Below are 16,079 nucleotides of genomic sequence, written 5' to 3' on the forward strand. Positions count from 1 at the left end.
AGTTTATTTGTTAAAAATTTCTGGATTATTTTTTAACCAAATAATCAAGGCATTTTGGTTTGAAGAGTCTAAATTTAGTTTCTTTATAATATTGCTTCGGTGTTTTTCAACAGTACGTTTTGAAATAAATAATTCTTCAGCTATTTGGTTGCTACTTAAGTTTTCGTTGAGGTATTTAAGGATTTTTATTTCACTAACCGTAAGTTCAAAATTTTCGCTGTTGCTCGTGTCAAAATGTATAGAGTTGCTTAATTTTGAACTGATGTATGTTTTACCAGACTTAACAGTGTTTATACATGCCTCAAGCTCCTGCATGGCACTATCTTTAGTAATATACGCATGAATAGATTTTCCAACTTCATTTAAAAGGGCTTCTTGTTTGTGAAGTGTTAGAATAATAATTTTTGTAGTAATATTTTTTCTAACTATTTCTTCAGCGATTTCTAGACCGTTAAGTTTAGGCATATCAAAGTCTAGAATAGCAATATCAGGATTAAGCTTTATTATGCTGTTGTAAGCTTCTTGTCCGTCAATAGCTGTGTAAATAATATGATATCCTAGTTTTTCTAAAAACTCTTTTGTTCCATTAAGTAATAATGGATGGTCATCTGCAAGTATGAGTTTTGTAGGCATAACGTTATTTTGGGACGCTTATTTTTATCGTTGTTCCTTTGTTTTTATTAGAGTTAATGGTAAGAGTAGCATCAATAAGTTTGGCGCGTTCTTTTAATGTTTTCATTCCTAAACTATCAAGTAAATCAGTGTTTTGAGATACGTTAAACCCAATACCATTATCCTTTACTTCAAATATAAGGTGAGAATCGTTTTCAAACAAACTTACTTTGCAAGCTTTTGCTTGTGAATGTTTTTCTACATTATTCAAGCATTCTTGAATCATTCTATATATGTAAATTTCTTTGTCTTTAGGTATAGACGTTTTTGGAGTTTCTATAGCTTCAGAATAAAATATTTTAGAGCTTTTTTGAAATGTTTCTATTGTGTGTTTTAATGATGCTATGAGTCCTAACTTTTCAAATCTAAAAGGATGAAGCCTATGAGAAATATTACGAACATCATTTATGGTATCATCTACAAGTGTTATATCGTTGTTGTCTTTTGGGTTTTCTGTTTGTTGAAACCTGTTTTTTATGAGTAGTAAGTTTTGACCAATACCATCATGTAACTCGCTAGATATGCGTTTGCGCTCTTGCTCAATATTTTTTATTAAATTTTGAGAAAATTGCTTTTGTAATGCTTCTTTTCTTTTTAAAAACTTTTTAGAACGCCATAAATAAGCAATTAAAAAAAGAGCAAATATGGCAATGCCACCAAAAAGTAGCCATTGGTTTTTTAATTTGTTTTCAGCAGATAGTAGGGCAATATTTTTTTGTTGTTTAGAAATTTCTAAATCCTTTTTTTCTGACTCAAAAAGCGATTGCACATAGGCAAACTTTTTTCTAGATGCAGCCTTATCTACAGAGTCTTTAATGCGGACAAATTTTTTATAATGATTAAGTGCTTTTTTTGATTGCCCTTTATTCTCATTTATTAAGGCAAGCAAATGCTCTAGTTGCAAGAGGTTTGAAGCTTCATGAGAGTTTTTTATTGACGAAATTATGGTATTTACATATGTTTCTGCTAGCTCATATTTACCATTAGCATTCGCGTTATATGCACGCGCAAGTGTGTAGTAACTATTTAAAAAAGCGCTATTGGTAATACTATTTATTTTTGTGTTTAGTTTTTTTAAATACTTATTTGAAAGTTCAATGTTATTTTGTCTAGCATAAGTACTAACAGCAGATGATAAAATTAAAATATTTACAATTTCACTAACATCAGAACTGGTACTTATGTTTTTTAAAGCAAGTTCTGTATGGTATAATTCTTCTTCAGTATTATTTTTTATAGACGCATCAATTGCGGCACGAACATGAGCCATTGCAACCACTTGCTTTTCGTTGATAGAAGCACCAAGATTATATATGGGTTTTCTGGCTTCTTCAGCTTCGTCATACAAGCCATTATTACTAAAAAGTGTACTTAAACCATTTTGAGTCCATAAGTAAAACAATGTGTCTTTTTGAAATGAAAAAAGCTCGCCTGCTTTTTTAAAATAGGCGGCACTTTCAGATATACTATTTACTTTAGTGCTGTTTTCTCCTGCTTTTAAATACGCATAACCAAACTCATGAAGCGAAGAATCTTTACTTACTTCAAACATGGATATGCTTTCATTTAAAATTTCTAATGACTTTCTATACTTTTGAAGGTAAGTTGCAGCTTCGGCATAGTTTATATAAAAGCTAGCAATTTCTTTATCATTGCTGCAAGCCTCTAGGTTAGGATACATGCTTTTGCAAAAATCGAATGCTTTTTGATGCTCAAGTGCCTTAAAAATATAGTAGTTTGCTAATTTATTTGTGTAAAGTAAAGCACTGTCCCAATTTTTAGTTTCTATAGCAACGGCTCTATATTTAGCAATTATATTGGCAGAAACGCTGTCATTAATTATGGAACCGTTTGTTAGAAGTTCGCTTAATAAATTTAGTTTTTCATTTGAGTTATTAAGACGATTTAAATCACTTTGAAGGTGTATGCTATTTATAGTGTCTTGACTGTAATTAAGCCAAGACACCATAAATAAACAATATGTGATTAGTTTTATTTTGATAAATTATTTTTTATTCTCAATCCAAAGTCTAGCATTCACAAAGGCTTCTAACCAAGGAGAAACTTCATCTTTACGTCCATTAGGGTAATTGGCCCAGTTCCATTGAAATGTTGAACGCTCAATATGCGGCATAGTTACTAAATGACGCCCTGTTTTATCAGTCATCATAGCGGTGTTGAAATCTGAACCATTTGGATTATGAGGATACTCAGCATAACCATATTTTGCTACAATATGGTATTTGTCTTCAGAGTATGGAAGGCTAAATTTACCTTCTCCATGCGAAATCCAAACACCTAAAGTGCTACCTGCTAATGATGATAACATCACAGAATTGTTCTCTTGAACTTTTACAGATGTAAATGAACTTTCGTGTTTATGAGAATTGTTATATGTCATTTTACCATGCTGCTCATGGTCTGGATTTATTAAATCTAACTCCATCCAAAGTTGGCAACCGTTACAAATACCAACCGAAAGTGTATCTTCTCTTTCAAAGAAGTTTTTAATAACTTCATTTGCTTTTTCGTTGTACTTAATAGCGCCAGCCCAACCTTTTGCAGAACCTAAAACATCAGAGTTTGAGAAACCACCAACAGCACCTAAAAATTGAATATCTTCTAAAGTTTCACGCCCCGAAATTAAATCGGTCATATGCACATCTTTCACATCAAAACCAGCTAAATACATAGCATTTGCCATTTCACGTTCAGAGTTACTTCCTTTTTCACGAAGTATGGCTGCTTTAGGTCTAGGATTGTGGTTGTTTATTTCAGGAAGTTTTCCTGTAAAATGCTTTGGAAATTCAAACTGTAAAGGTTGATTTTTGTAATTATCAAAACGGTCTTTTGCTAAACCGTTTGCTGTTTGTTTTTGATCAAGTAAAAACGACGTTTTATACCACATATCACGCAAACGCGAAATAGTCATAGTAAATACATCAGTACCATTAATAATGCTTAAAACATCAGCATCCGTTACGTTTCCTATGTTGAAAAATTCAATATTAGCTTCAGCTAAAACTGTTTCAATAGAAGCATCAGCAGCTTGAATAACAAGCCCTGCATTTTCAGCAAATAATAATTTAAACGAATCATTTTCAGCTAAAGCAGATAAATCTAATTCGGCACCTAAATTATTATCAGCAAAGCATAATTCAAGAAGTGTCGTTATTAATCCACCTGAAGCTACATCATGCCCTGCAACAATTTTTTCATCTAAAATTAATTGCTGAATGGTGTTAAAAACGGTTTTTACATAATCGGCACTCTTAACCGTTGGCGCTTCGTTACCGATTTTATTTACTACTTGAGCAAATGAGCTACCTCCTAATTTAAAGTTATCTTGTGATAAGTTGATGTAATAAATATCACCAGCATTTTTTTGTAAAACAGGTTCAACTATTTTGGTAATATCCGTACAGTTTGCACCAGCAGAAATGATAACTGTTCCAGGAGAAATAACTTCTTCATTAGCATATTTTTGCTTCATAGATAGGGAATCTTTCCCTGTTGGAACATTCACACCTAAACCAATAGCAAATTCAGAAACTGCTTGTACAGCTTCGTATAAACGCGCATCTTCACCTTCGTTTTTACAAGGCCACATCCAGTTTGCAGAAAGTGATACATTTTTTAAGCCGTCTTTTAAAGGCGCCCAAATAATGTTGGTTAAGGCTTCGGTGATAGAATTTCTACTACCTGCAACCGGATCTATTAATCCAGAAATAGGCGAGTGCCCAATAGATGTAGCAATACCTTCTTTTCCTTTAAAGTCTAAAGCCATGACGCCTACGTTGTTTAATGGTATTTGTAATGGGCCAACACATTGTTGTTTGGCTACTTTACCACCAACACAACGGTCTACTTTGTTTGTTAACCAATCTTTACAAGCCACGGCTTCCAATTGTAAAAGTTGATCTAAATAATCGTAAAATTTATCTTTATTGTAAGCTACATCAGTATAGTTTCGTGTAACCGTGCTATCTGTCATTATTGTTTTTGGCGAGCTTCCAAACATATCTTCCATAGCTAAATCCATAGGTTTGTTGCCTTTGGTTTTAGACTCGAATGTAAATCTATGATCGCCAGTAACTGTACCAACTGTGTACATTGGCGAACGTTCTCTATCAGCAATTTTTTGTAAGGTTTCTAAATGCTTTTCAGCAATTACAAGTCCCATACGCTCTTGCGACTCGTTACCAATAATTTCTTTATCAGAAAGTGTTGGGTCTCCAACTGGTAATTTATCTAAATCAATGTGTCCGCCAGTATCTTCAACCAATTCACTTAAACAATTTAAGTGACCACCAGCACCATGATCGTGAATAGAAACGATAAAGTTTTCGTCACTTTCTACCATGCCACGAACTGCATTTGCAGCACGTTTTTGCATTTCAGGATTAGAACGTTGTACGGCATTAAGCTCGATACCCGATTCAAACTCACCTGTGTCGGCACTAGAAACTGCTGCGCCGCCCATACCAATACGGTAGTTTTCACCACCAAGAATAACGACTTTGTCGTCTTTTTTTGGAGTGTCTTTAAGGGCTTGGTCAGCTTTACCATAGCCAATACCACCTGCAAGCATAATCACTTTGTCAAACCCAAGTTTGCGAGCTTCCTCTTCATGTTCAAACGTTAATACCGAACCTGTAATAAGTGGTTGTCCGAATTTGTTACCAAAATCTGAAGCACCATTACTGGCTTTTATTAAAATATCCATTGGAGTTTGGTATAACCAATCACGCTCTTTAACCGCTTGTTCCCAAGGACGGTTTTCTTCTAAACGCGAATAAGACGTCATGTAAACTGCAGTTCCGGCTAAAGGAATAGACCCTTTTCCACCAGCTAAACGGTCGCGAATTTCACCACCCGAACCTGTTGCAGCACCGTTAAAAGGCTCAACCGTAGTAGGGAAGTTGTGTGTTTCGGCTTTTATTGAAATTACCGAATCGAAGTCTTTTGTCTCGTAAAAATCAGGAATATCGGCACGTTTTGGTGCAAATTGTTCCACTTTTGGGCCTTTTATAAAAGCCACATTATCTTTATAAGCAGAAACAATATCGTTAGGATTTTTGTTTGATGTTTCTCTAATCATTTTAAAGAGTGACATCGGTTTTTCCTCACCATCAATAACAAACGTGCCGTTAAATATTTTGTGGCGACAGTGCTCTGAATTGATTTGAGCAAAACCATATACTTCAGAATCGGTAAGTGGTCTGCTTAATTTTTTAGAAAGATTATTTAGGTATTCAACCTCTTCATCATTTAAGGCTAAACCTTCTTGCTTATTGTAAGTAGCAATATCCTCAATGTTTTTTATAGCTTCAGGCTCAATATTGATTATAAAGCTGTCTTGATGTAAACCCTTATATTTTTGAGAAATCATAGGGTCGTAATCTTTGAAATCTTCAGAAACAGATTGAAACTCTTCAATGCGAATAATCCCTTCAATGCCCATGTTTTGGGTGATTTCAACTGCGTTTGTACTCCAAGGTGTTATCATGGCTGCACGTGGGCCAACAAAAAAAGCATCTAATGATGCTTGCTCTATTTTAGGCTGGTTGCCAAATACCCATACTAATTTTGTAATTGTATCGGTAGATAATTCTTTTGTTGCTTGAACAGCAAAAACTTTACTGTTTTGGTTTCCGAAGAAATGAATCATTGTATATGTTAGTTTGTGTTGTTTAAAAAGGCAAATTTAATGCTTTTCATTAATATTTTAATGATAAAAATCACAGGATATTATTGAGTTATTCACGCGGTTATTAACTATAAAAAAAGCGACTCGTTAGAGTCGCTTTTGCTGTTATTTTTTAATAAGCTTTTTACTTATTGAGGCATTGCCTTGTTTTATTTTCATAATGTAAATACCACTTGTTAACTCTTGCGTGTTTATAGTGCTTGAGTTGTAAATAGTTTTTGAGAGAACTTTTTTACCTAATACATTAAAAATATCTATTTGAGTTTCTTGCTGGTTAGCAAGTTTGATATTTAATATGTTTTTTACCGGGTTAGGATAAATACCTATGTTAGCGATATTGAAATCTATTGTGCTTAATGTTTGTGTATGGTCTCCTAAATCAGTACAATCGTTTTGAGGAAATGAATCCCATTCAGCAATATTAAAAGTGGTTGTTGGTTCAGAAACCGTTGGTTTTCTAACCAAAGTTACATCTTTTGCATAATCAGCATCACTATTAAAATCTCCTAGAATATCTATTAGAACGTCATTTTTAAAAAGACCTATGGCATCATTTCCGTTAAATGATGTAATGCTGTTATTTAAGTCGTCATATTCAGAAGTACAAACAGTAGAAGATCCGTTGGCAATGACATATACATCTTCATTATTGATTATAGCATTGCTTGGAAAGCTATAAACATTGGCCCAAGATGCGTTACCATTAAAGCTTATTTTTAGTGTGTAAGCAGATAAGTCAGTAATATTTGAACCAGTGAAATTTGCTATTTCTAAAGCTTTATTTGTGCCGCTTCCTTCTATGTATTCAGAAAAGAATAAGTCAACGCCACCTTCAGAAGAGCCATTATCTGTTGTAGTTTCACAAGCTTGATTACTAAAACTAGATTCGTTACCAGCTGCATCTTTTGCTTTTATGGTGAAGCAATATTCAGTGTTTGATGATAATCCAGTTACAGTAAATGATGTAGATGTTGTATTTAGAGAATTAACACCATCAATATAAATATCATAAGATACTACAGCAATATTATCAGTAGATGCATTCCAAGATAAATCAATGCTATTGCCTGTAGGATTAGAGGCAACAAGATTTGTTGGAGTAGAAGGAACTTCATTGTCTGGTGTTGGGTTCCAAACTAAAGCAACATATTCTGGGTGATCTATGTATGGGTTTCTGTTAGACTGATTGTGGTTATAGAAAATATCATTGTTTCTATCTATTTCTTTTTGAGATACAGGATCCATGTTGTGCCACTCTAAAAGAATATTTAAAAATGTATTATCAAAAACAATATTTGATGTTCCATTAAACATAGCATAGCTTCCCCAGCCAGAAATTTGATCTTCATAGCGTGTAGCAAAGTAAAAATAAATTCTTGCTATATCTCCTTTAAACTCATCAATAGGCTCAAAAACAATACCTGTATATCCAGCAGAATATCCGCTGTTTAAATTATTACCAAGTTTAGAACCATTTTGAGTTGGATTTGATATACTGCTTTGTGACACTAATTGCGAGTTATTAACAACGCCAAAAGGGTAATTATTTCTAAAACCATTCACACGACCATCAGTTGGAAGTAATGCATGAGCATCACTACGCATAGGAGGTTGCTGGCTAAATACAGACTGCGGGATCACATGCTCTTTATTATAGCAATCTCCTTCTTCGTCATATTCGCCACATTCTTGAGTAACAGGTGTGAAATTGTAAGGGTCTGCGCCAGAAGGGTTTTCAGAATATGGATCTAAAATAGTATTGCTACCTGTTTCATAATAGTTATCTATATCATAATTAGCAATAAATGCATCCATAGCATCATAGCCTTGATCGTTGTGTAGATATTCTGTATCTAAGCCATCATTTACGTTGTCTATAATTTCTTTAAGTTGTGTTTTTAACGTAAATCCAGTTCCAGTTGCTGAATCATAGTAACCAGTGGGAACTTGAGCAAATGTTGTTGTTGCAATTAGCGTTAAAAGTAGTGTGTAAAAATGTTTCATTACAATATATTATTTTTTCTTTTCCAATAAAGCCATGTAAAATCCGTCAAAACCAGATTCATGAGCTAAAACTTTTTTATCTTTTACAAAGGTAAAGTCTTTTCCAGACTCGGATGTTAAAAATTTGTCAACTTGTTTTTGATTTTCTGAAGGTAAAACAGAACACGTAGCATAAACTAGTTTTCCGCCAGGTTTTACCATTCTAGAATATTGTTGTAAAATGTCTTGTTGTGTTTGTTTTATTTTTTCTAAAAAAGATGCCTCTAACTTCCATTTAGCATCTGGGTTTCTTCTTAAAACACCAGTTCCAGAACAAGGAGCATCAATAAGAACACGATCAGCTTTGTCGTATAGTTTTTTGATAACTTTAGTTGAATCTATATGCCTAGGTTCAATGTTATGAGCGCCATTTCTTTTGGCTCTTCGCTTTAACTCCTTTAGCTTATTAGCATAAATATCCATGGCAATAATTTGCCCTTTGTTTTCCATTAAAGAAGCTAGGTGAAGTGTTTTTCCTCCAGCACCAGCGCAGGTATCTACAACACGCATACCAGGTTTGATGTCTAAAAAATCTGCTACTAGCTGTGATGAAGCATCTTGAACTTCAAATAAACCGTTTTTAAAAGCTTCAGTTGAAAAAACATTGGCACGCTCTTTAAGTTTAAGCGCATTAGGGTAATCTTTTAAGAATTCGGTTTCAATACCTAAATCAAAAAGTTCTCCTTGAAGTTTTTCTTTGGTTGTTTTTAAGGTGTTTACACGTAAAATTACATCGGCTTGTTCATTTAGAGCAGAAATTTCTTTAGTCCAAATGTCATTTCCTAATTCTTTTTCTCCAAGTTCATCTAACCAATCAGGTAGTGATTCTTTGATTTTTCTAATTTTAGATAACTCATCAAAACGCCCTTTTATTTTTCTAGAAGGTGTATTGTCAAAATATTTCCAGTCAGGTAATTTTATACCTTTTAATGTTGCCCAAACAGCAAACATACGCCAAAGATTATCTCTATTGAAAGGCTCTTTAACATCAGCTATTTCAGCATAAAGCCTTTTCCAGCGTACGATATCGTAAGTGGTTTCGGCAACAAAAGCACGATCTCTGCTTCCCCAACGTTTGTCTCGTTTTAGGAGTTGTTGTATAACCTTGTCAGCGTATTGACCTTCGTTAAATATTTGTGTTAAGCCATCTATTGTAGCAAAACATAAGTTTCTGTGTAAACGCATTGTAAAAAATTAAGCATGCAAAGGTATGGTAAATGCCACGAATTCACGAATTTTTTGTTTAATATTGATTTGTATTAGTTTAAAAAAATAAAAATATGAGATATTTCTTGTTGGTAATGTTAGTTTTTTTTGTTGCTTCTTGTAAAAAGGAACCTGCTTATAAAGAGCGATCTTTTTCTTCGGTAAAAATTAAAACAGTTTTACAAGATTCTACATTAAGTATTAGAGCAATCGATATTTTAGATGATGGAAACCTAGCGTTTGCTGCTAATAACAATACATTTGGATTGTATTATGATGCAGAAGATAAGCTGTTTGTGTCTCAACAACAACATGACTCTTTAGATATTCATTTTCGTTCTGTAGCAAGTACTAGTAATGATTTTTTTATGTTAAGTATAGCCAATCCTGCGCTGCTTTTTAAAACAGGAAAACAAAATGCGATGAATTTGGTTTATAAAGAAGTTCATGAAAAGGTGTTTTATGATGCGCTTGCATTTTGGAATGACAATGAAGGTATTGCAATAGGTGATACTACAGATGAATGTTTGAGTATTATAATAACAAGAGATGGAGGCAATACTTGGAAAAAAATAGCGTGTGATCAATTGCCAAAGTCTGAAAACAATGAAGGTGCTTTTGCCGCAAGTAATACAAATATTGCTATAGTAGGAGATAAGACATGGGTTGCTACAACAGCTGGTAGGATTTTGTATTCAGAAGATAAAGGTGCTACTTGGCAAGTGTTTAATACACCAATTGTTAAAGAAAAAGATACAGAAGGTATTTACTCCATAGATTTTTATGATGCAAATAATGGCTTTGCTATTGGTGGAGATTATACAAAACCAGAAGCTAACGTGTCTAATAAAATGCGAACTGTAGATGGTGGTAAAACATGGGAATTAGTTGCAAAAGGAGCTGAACCTGGTTATAGAAGTTGTGTACAATATGTACCTAATAGTTTTGGAAAAGAACTTGTAGCTGTAGGTTTTAAGGGAATTGATTTTTCTAATGATAATGGAACAACATGGAAACACTTAACCGATGAAGGTTTTTATACCATTAGGTTCTTAAATGATAGTACAGCTTTTGCAGCAGGACAAGGAAGAATAAGTAAACTGCTTTTCACTGAATAAAAAAAAGAGCCAACAAGTGGCTCTTTTTTTATGGTTTATCATTTTTGTCGTGACGACGTTTTTTAAACTCTTCAAACATTTTACGTTTAAAATTGTCTTCAGCTTGTTTTAGCATAATAACTTTTTTGGCAGGTAAAATACTGCGTATATCCTTCATGTAGTTTGAGAATAATTGATGCCTTTTATTGTAGCTGTTTTGCATGTCATCTAGCAATTTACTTGCTTCAGATTCAGACATGGTTGTTACATCAACGTCTTTTCTTTTTTTGTAGCTAGCTTCTCTTAATGCGTGATTTTCTTCATCAAACTTATTGTAAACAGGCCAAAATTTTTGAGCTTCGGTTTTTGATAAGTTTAAAGCATCTGTAATAAAAGCTATTTTGAGAGTTTTAATTTTTTCATCTCTATCCATTCGGTCTTGTGCATTTACAAACGAACTTGTAAAGACTATAACTAGGAGTATAAATATCTTTTTCATGGATTGTTTTTTTGTTTTTTATTCTAAAATATAATCTTCTATATCTGTGTCGTCATATAAGTAATTCTCTAGCGCAGAATCGCTTACTGTTTCTTCCATAATGGCGTTTTCTAATACTGTTGGGTCTGTAATAAGAGTACTTATTTCAGCTGATTCTACATCAGATAATAATAAGTAGCTTTCTATGGTTTCATTATCTAATGATGAGAATGTTACAGCTTCTTTATTAGAAAAGTTTAAGGTAAATAATAGGGTGATTACAGCGGCAATGCTAGAGATAGAGAGCCAAGTATTTTTGTTAAATAACGGAATAATTTTAGTTTTTTCTTTTTCTTCTTTTGAAATTGAGACACTAAAGTTTTCTAAATATCCATCAGGCATGTTAAAACCAGGTGTGTCAACCTTGCTTTTTAGGTTTAACTCACTTAATAAATTACTTTCTAAATTATCAAAGTAATTGTCTGGAGTTTTAAATCCTGATTGTGTGATATTATGTATTCGCTTTTTTGTCATAATATTAAGACTTACTTTTTTAAGAAAGGTTTAAAATATATGTTTCTATTTTTTTTATTGCAATATGATAAGATGCTTTTAAGGCGCCTTCGCTAGTGTCAAGTATTTCAGACATGTCTTTGTATTTCATATCCTGAAAGTATCTCATGTTAAAAACAAGTTGCTGCTTCTCTGGTAAGGTAGCAATGGCTTGCTGTAACTTTAATTGAATGTCGTCTCCTTCAAAGTATTCATCAGCTTTTAAGTTTTTTATAGCTAGATTTTGCACTTCTTCATTTGATATTTGAAGTTGTTTTGCGCGTTTACTAATAAATGTTAGCGACTCATTTGTTGCAATACGATACATCCAAGAGTACAGTTTGCTGTCACCTTTAAAGTTGTTTATGTTTTTATAAATTTTTATAAAGGTGTTTTGCAAAACATCATCTGTATCATTGTGATCTTTTACAATATGACGAATATGCCAATATAAACGTTCTTTGTATTGCGCAACCAACTCATTAAAAGCACTGTTTTTGTGTTCAGCTTGTTTTAGTTTTTTTAATAAGTCTGTTTCTTCAATCACGCGAAATACTATTTTTATAGTAAGACTAAAATTAGTTTAAATGGTTTAATAATGTTACTGTTTATTTTAAAAAAAATAATCTATTAAGCTATTGTTCTGGTAGAAAAAAAGGGCAAAACTAAAATGTTTTGCCCTTTTTTATTTGATTAAAGTATGTTGTATGTTATTCAAAGCTTTGCATTTCTACTAGCTTTTTATACATACCATCTTTTGCTAATAATTCTAAATGCGTTCCTTGTTCAACAATTTCTCCTTTTTGCATTACAACAATAAGATTTGCATTTTGAATTGTTGATAGTCTATGCGCAATAACTATTGAGGTTCTGTTCATCATCATTTTTTCTAGAGCTTCTTGTACTAGTTTTTCACTTTCGGTGTCTAGGGCAGAAGTAGCTTCGTCTAAAATCATGATAGGTGGATTTTTAAGTACAGCTCTCGCAATGCTTAAACGTTGTTTTTGTCCGCCAGAGAAATTGTTTCCGGCATCACCTACATTGGTTTCAATACCATTAGGAAGGTCTTTAACAAACTCCCAAGCGTTAGCGATTTTCAATGCATTTATAACGTCTTCTTCAGAAGCATCAGGTTTTCCTATAAGGATGTTGTTTTTTATAGAGTCATTAAATAGAATAGAGTCTTGAGTTACAAGTCCCATAAGGTTTCGTAAAGATTTTTTGGTAACATTTTTTATGTCTATACCATCAACTTTTATATGTCCTTCATTTACATCATAAAACCTAGTTACTAGATTGGCAATTGTACTTTTACCACTTCCAGATTGTCCTACTAGGGCTACCGTTTTTCCTTTAGGAACTTTTACTGAAAAATTCTTTAATACTAAATCGTCGTCATATTTAAAGGATATGTTTTCAATAGAAATTTCGTTTGTAAAATCTGTTATGTTGGTTGCATTATTTAGATCAGGCATTGTGTCTTCTTCATGTAAAATTTCAAAAACACGATCAGCAGCTGCCATACCGTTTTTAACTTTATATGATGCTTTACTGATAGCTTTTGCAGGTGTAAGAATAGCGTAAGCTAGTCCCATAAAAGCAATAAAAGTGGTGCCTTCAATAACATTATCAATAAGTACAAGTTTACCACCGTACCAAAGCAAAACAGCTATTGTAATGATTCCTAGAACTTCACTAACAGGACCAGCTAAATTGTTTTTTAAACCAATTTTATTTGATAGGCGTAAAATTCTATCTGCTGATTTTGTAAAGTTGTTAGTGAAAATAGGTTCGGCGTTATAGCTTTTTACTATTTTTAATCCTGTTAAAGATTCTTCAACAATTGATATTAATTTTCCTGATTCTTGTTGCGCTTTTAGAGAATTACTTTTTAAGCTTTTACCTATTCTTGATATTAAAAAACCAGCAAGAGGTATAAAACAAAGTACAAAAATTGATAATTGCCAACTTATAGAAAACATGAATATTAATGAGAAAATAATTGTAGCAGGTTCTCTTACTATTAGCTCTAATACAATAAAAAAGGAGTTTTGCATCTCATTTATATCGCCTAGTATTCTAGCCATAACATCACCCTTTTGTCTTTTTGAATAAAAGCCAAGCGGGAGTTTTATTATTTTTTGATACATATCTTTTCTTAATGCAGTAAGAATACCGTTTCTTAAGTACATAATATGTTGCATGGCAAAATAACCAAATAGGTTTTTAAGAAGAAATGTTGATATTACTATGGCTATTACTATAACAAGAGCCATTTGTGAGTCACCATTTTCTAAATAGCTACTTACTTTGTAGTTTAATAATTGCTCGCCGTAGTCTTTTATATCTAATATGCCATTCCACACTGGAGCTTCTGTAACGGTTGCTGTTTTGTCAAACAAAACTTTAAGCATAGGTATTAATGATACAAAAGCTAAAGCGCTGAAAAGTGCATAAAGTAAATTAAAAAACACATTTAAGATAACATGTGTTTTAAACTTCTTAATAAAAGGAAGTAATTGTTTTATTATTTTTTTCATTTAATTAAGCTGCATATCTTTTATGATAGCATCAATTTTTGTTTCTAGTTCTTTCTCTGTATTTGCAAACGAAGAAACGGTTTCTAAAGCGGTATTTACACTGATGTAAAATTTAATTTTAGGCTCGGTACCACTTGGTCTTAAAGCTATTTTACTACCATCTTCTGTGTAATAAATTAGCACATTAGATTTTGGAATACTGATAGCTGTTTCTTGACCTGATACAATATCTTTAGAAAGCGATAATTGATAATCTTCAATTTTAATAATTTTAGAACCATTAACTTCTTTTAAAGGCTTTTCTCTAGCATCTATCATCATTTGTTTGATTTCTTCTGCACCTTGAATTCCTTTTTTTGTAATTGAAATTAAACGTTCTTTATATAAGCCATGTTTTACATAAAGCTCTAATAGTGTTTTGTAAAACGAACTTCCGTTATTTTTTGCTTCACTAGCAATTTCACAAGCTAAAAGTGTAGATGTAACTGCGTCTTTATCACGAACAAAATCACCTACCATAAAACCAAAACTTTCTTCGCCACCACCAACAAAATTTTGATTAGGTGCGTCTTTAATCATTTTGGCAATCCACTTAAAACCAGTTAGGCCAACTTTGTATTCAACATTGTAGGCACTAGCCAATTCCTTCATCATTGGTGTAGATACAATAGTCGAGCCAATAAACTCATTGCCGTTTAATTTGTTGTTCTTCTGCCATTGTTTCAGTAAAAAATCTGTCATGACAACCATCGTTTGGTTTCCGTTAAGCAAAACCATTTCATTGTTGTTGTCTCTTACAGCAACACCTAGTCTGTCACTATCAGGGTCTGTTCCAATAACAATATCAGCTTGTACTTTGTCTGCTAAATCTAAAGCCATTTTTAGTGCTTCAGGTTCTTCTGGGTTTGGAGATTTTACAGTTGGGAAGTCTCCGTTTGGTTCACGTTGCTCTTCCACAATATGAACGTTTTTATAACCAGCACGTTTTAATGTTTCTGGGATAGTTGTTATAGATGTACCATGCAATGATGTAAATACAATAGATAGGTTGTCTTTAGCTTCTTGAGATGTAAAACTTCCGTTTTTTACAGAAGCATCAATAAAAGCATTGTCTACATCCTTACCTATAAGTGTTATTAGTTTTTCATTGGCTTCAAATTTAATTTCTGAATAATCTAATGCTTCTATTACAGAAATGATAGCACCATCTTGAGGTGGTACTAATTGTCCACCATCTTGCCAGTAAACTTTGTATCCGTTGTATTCTGGTGGGTTATGAGACGCTGTAAGAACAATACCGCAGTGACAGTTTAAGTGTTTTACAGCAAATGATAGCTCTGGTGTTGTTCTTAAATCTTCAAATAGAAAAACTTCAATGTTATTAGCAGAAAATACATCGGCTACAACTTTTGCTAATGTATTACTGTTATGTCTGCAATCATAAGCGATAGCAACTTTTATAGATTCTCCAGGGAAGACTTTATGTAGATAATTACTTAACCCTTGTGTGTTTTTTCCTAATGTATATTTGTTAATACGGTTTGTGCCAACACCCATAATGCCACGCATACCGCCGGTTCCAAATTCTAGGTTTTTATAAAAACTTTCTTTTAGTTCTGTAGGGTTTGATTCTATTAAGTTTTTAATATAATCTTGCGTTTCATTGTCAAAAACTGGAGTTAGCCATGAGTTTGCACGTTCTAACAATTCAGGTTCTATATGTGTCATAATATCAATTGGTAAAATGCAAAAATAAACAATTTAACATGCTATGTGTGAGC

General features: G+C 32.8%; 11 protein-coding genes. 1 reads left to right on the forward strand and 10 read right to left on the reverse strand.

What is annotated here, in order from left to right; genetic code table 11:
* Positions 1-3: 3 nt before the first annotated feature.
* The 5 genes from ACN5J3_RS08570 to ACN5J3_RS08590 form a co-directional block, all read right to left on the reverse strand.
* Positions 4-633 carry a response regulator gene (locus tag ACN5J3_RS08570; protein WP_418511464.1) on the reverse strand — a complete coding sequence of 210 codons (630 nt, stop codon included), beginning with the start codon at positions 631-633 and terminating at the stop codon, positions 4-6.
* Between the two features lie 4 nt (positions 634-637).
* Positions 638-2,641 (reverse strand): sensor histidine kinase, encoded by a 2,004-nt coding sequence (locus ACN5J3_RS08575; protein WP_418511466.1) that lies wholly within the window; start codon positions 2,639-2,641, stop codon positions 638-640.
* Positions 2,642-2,677: 36 nt separating this feature from the next.
* Complete coding sequence (gene purL, locus ACN5J3_RS08580) at positions 2,678-6,343, reverse strand: phosphoribosylformylglycinamidine synthase (RefSeq protein ID WP_418511467.1); 3,666 nt, start codon at positions 6,341-6,343, stop codon at positions 2,678-2,680.
* Positions 6,344-6,487: 144 nt separating this feature from the next.
* Positions 6,488-8,386 carry an endonuclease gene (locus ACN5J3_RS08585; RefSeq protein ID WP_418511468.1) on the reverse strand — a complete coding sequence of 633 codons (1,899 nt, stop codon included), beginning with the start codon at positions 8,384-8,386 and terminating at the stop codon, positions 6,488-6,490.
* A 9-nt stretch (positions 8,387-8,395) separates the two neighbouring features.
* Complete coding sequence (locus tag ACN5J3_RS08590; protein ID WP_417290060.1) at positions 8,396-9,610, reverse strand: RsmB/NOP family class I SAM-dependent RNA methyltransferase; 1,215 nt, start codon at positions 9,608-9,610, stop codon at positions 8,396-8,398.
* A 95-nt stretch (positions 9,611-9,705) separates the two neighbouring features.
* Here ACN5J3_RS08590 and ACN5J3_RS08595 point away from each other — a divergent pair, with 95 nt between their 5' ends.
* Positions 9,706-10,749: a WD40/YVTN/BNR-like repeat-containing protein gene (locus tag ACN5J3_RS08595; RefSeq protein ID WP_418511470.1), complete on the forward strand. Its 1,044-nt coding sequence runs from the start codon at positions 9,706-9,708 to the stop codon at positions 10,747-10,749.
* Positions 10,750-10,777: 28 nt separating this feature from the next.
* On the opposite strand, the gene ACN5J3_RS08600 is transcribed toward ACN5J3_RS08595, so the two are convergent.
* From ACN5J3_RS08600 to ACN5J3_RS08620, 5 genes are all read right to left on the reverse strand, one after another.
* Positions 10,778-11,227, reverse strand: coding sequence for a hypothetical protein (locus ACN5J3_RS08600; protein ID WP_417290062.1), 450 nt, complete (start codon positions 11,225-11,227; stop codon positions 10,778-10,780).
* Positions 11,228-11,245: 18 nt separating this feature from the next.
* Positions 11,246-11,740: a hypothetical protein gene (locus ACN5J3_RS08605; RefSeq protein WP_418511471.1), complete on the reverse strand. Its 495-nt coding sequence runs from the start codon at positions 11,738-11,740 to the stop codon at positions 11,246-11,248.
* 19 nt (positions 11,741-11,759) lie between these two features.
* On the reverse strand, positions 11,760-12,305 hold the full coding sequence (locus ACN5J3_RS08610; RefSeq protein ID WP_418511472.1) for an RNA polymerase sigma factor: 546 nt from the start codon (positions 12,303-12,305) through the stop codon (positions 11,760-11,762).
* Between the two features lie 163 nt (positions 12,306-12,468).
* On the reverse strand, positions 12,469-14,298 hold the full coding sequence (locus ACN5J3_RS08615; protein WP_418511473.1) for an ABC transporter ATP-binding protein: 1,830 nt from the start codon (positions 14,296-14,298) through the stop codon (positions 12,469-12,471).
* Complete coding sequence (locus tag ACN5J3_RS08620) at positions 14,299-16,026, reverse strand: phospho-sugar mutase (protein ID WP_418511474.1); 1,728 nt, start codon at positions 16,024-16,026, stop codon at positions 14,299-14,301. It abuts the gene before it with no gap.
* Positions 16,027-16,079 lie beyond the last annotated feature (53 nt).

The sequence above is a fragment of the Corallibacter sp. genome, assembly GCF_048381695.1.
In the GTDB taxonomy this organism is placed as follows: domain Bacteria; phylum Bacteroidota; class Bacteroidia; order Flavobacteriales; family Flavobacteriaceae; genus Corallibacter; species Corallibacter vietnamensis.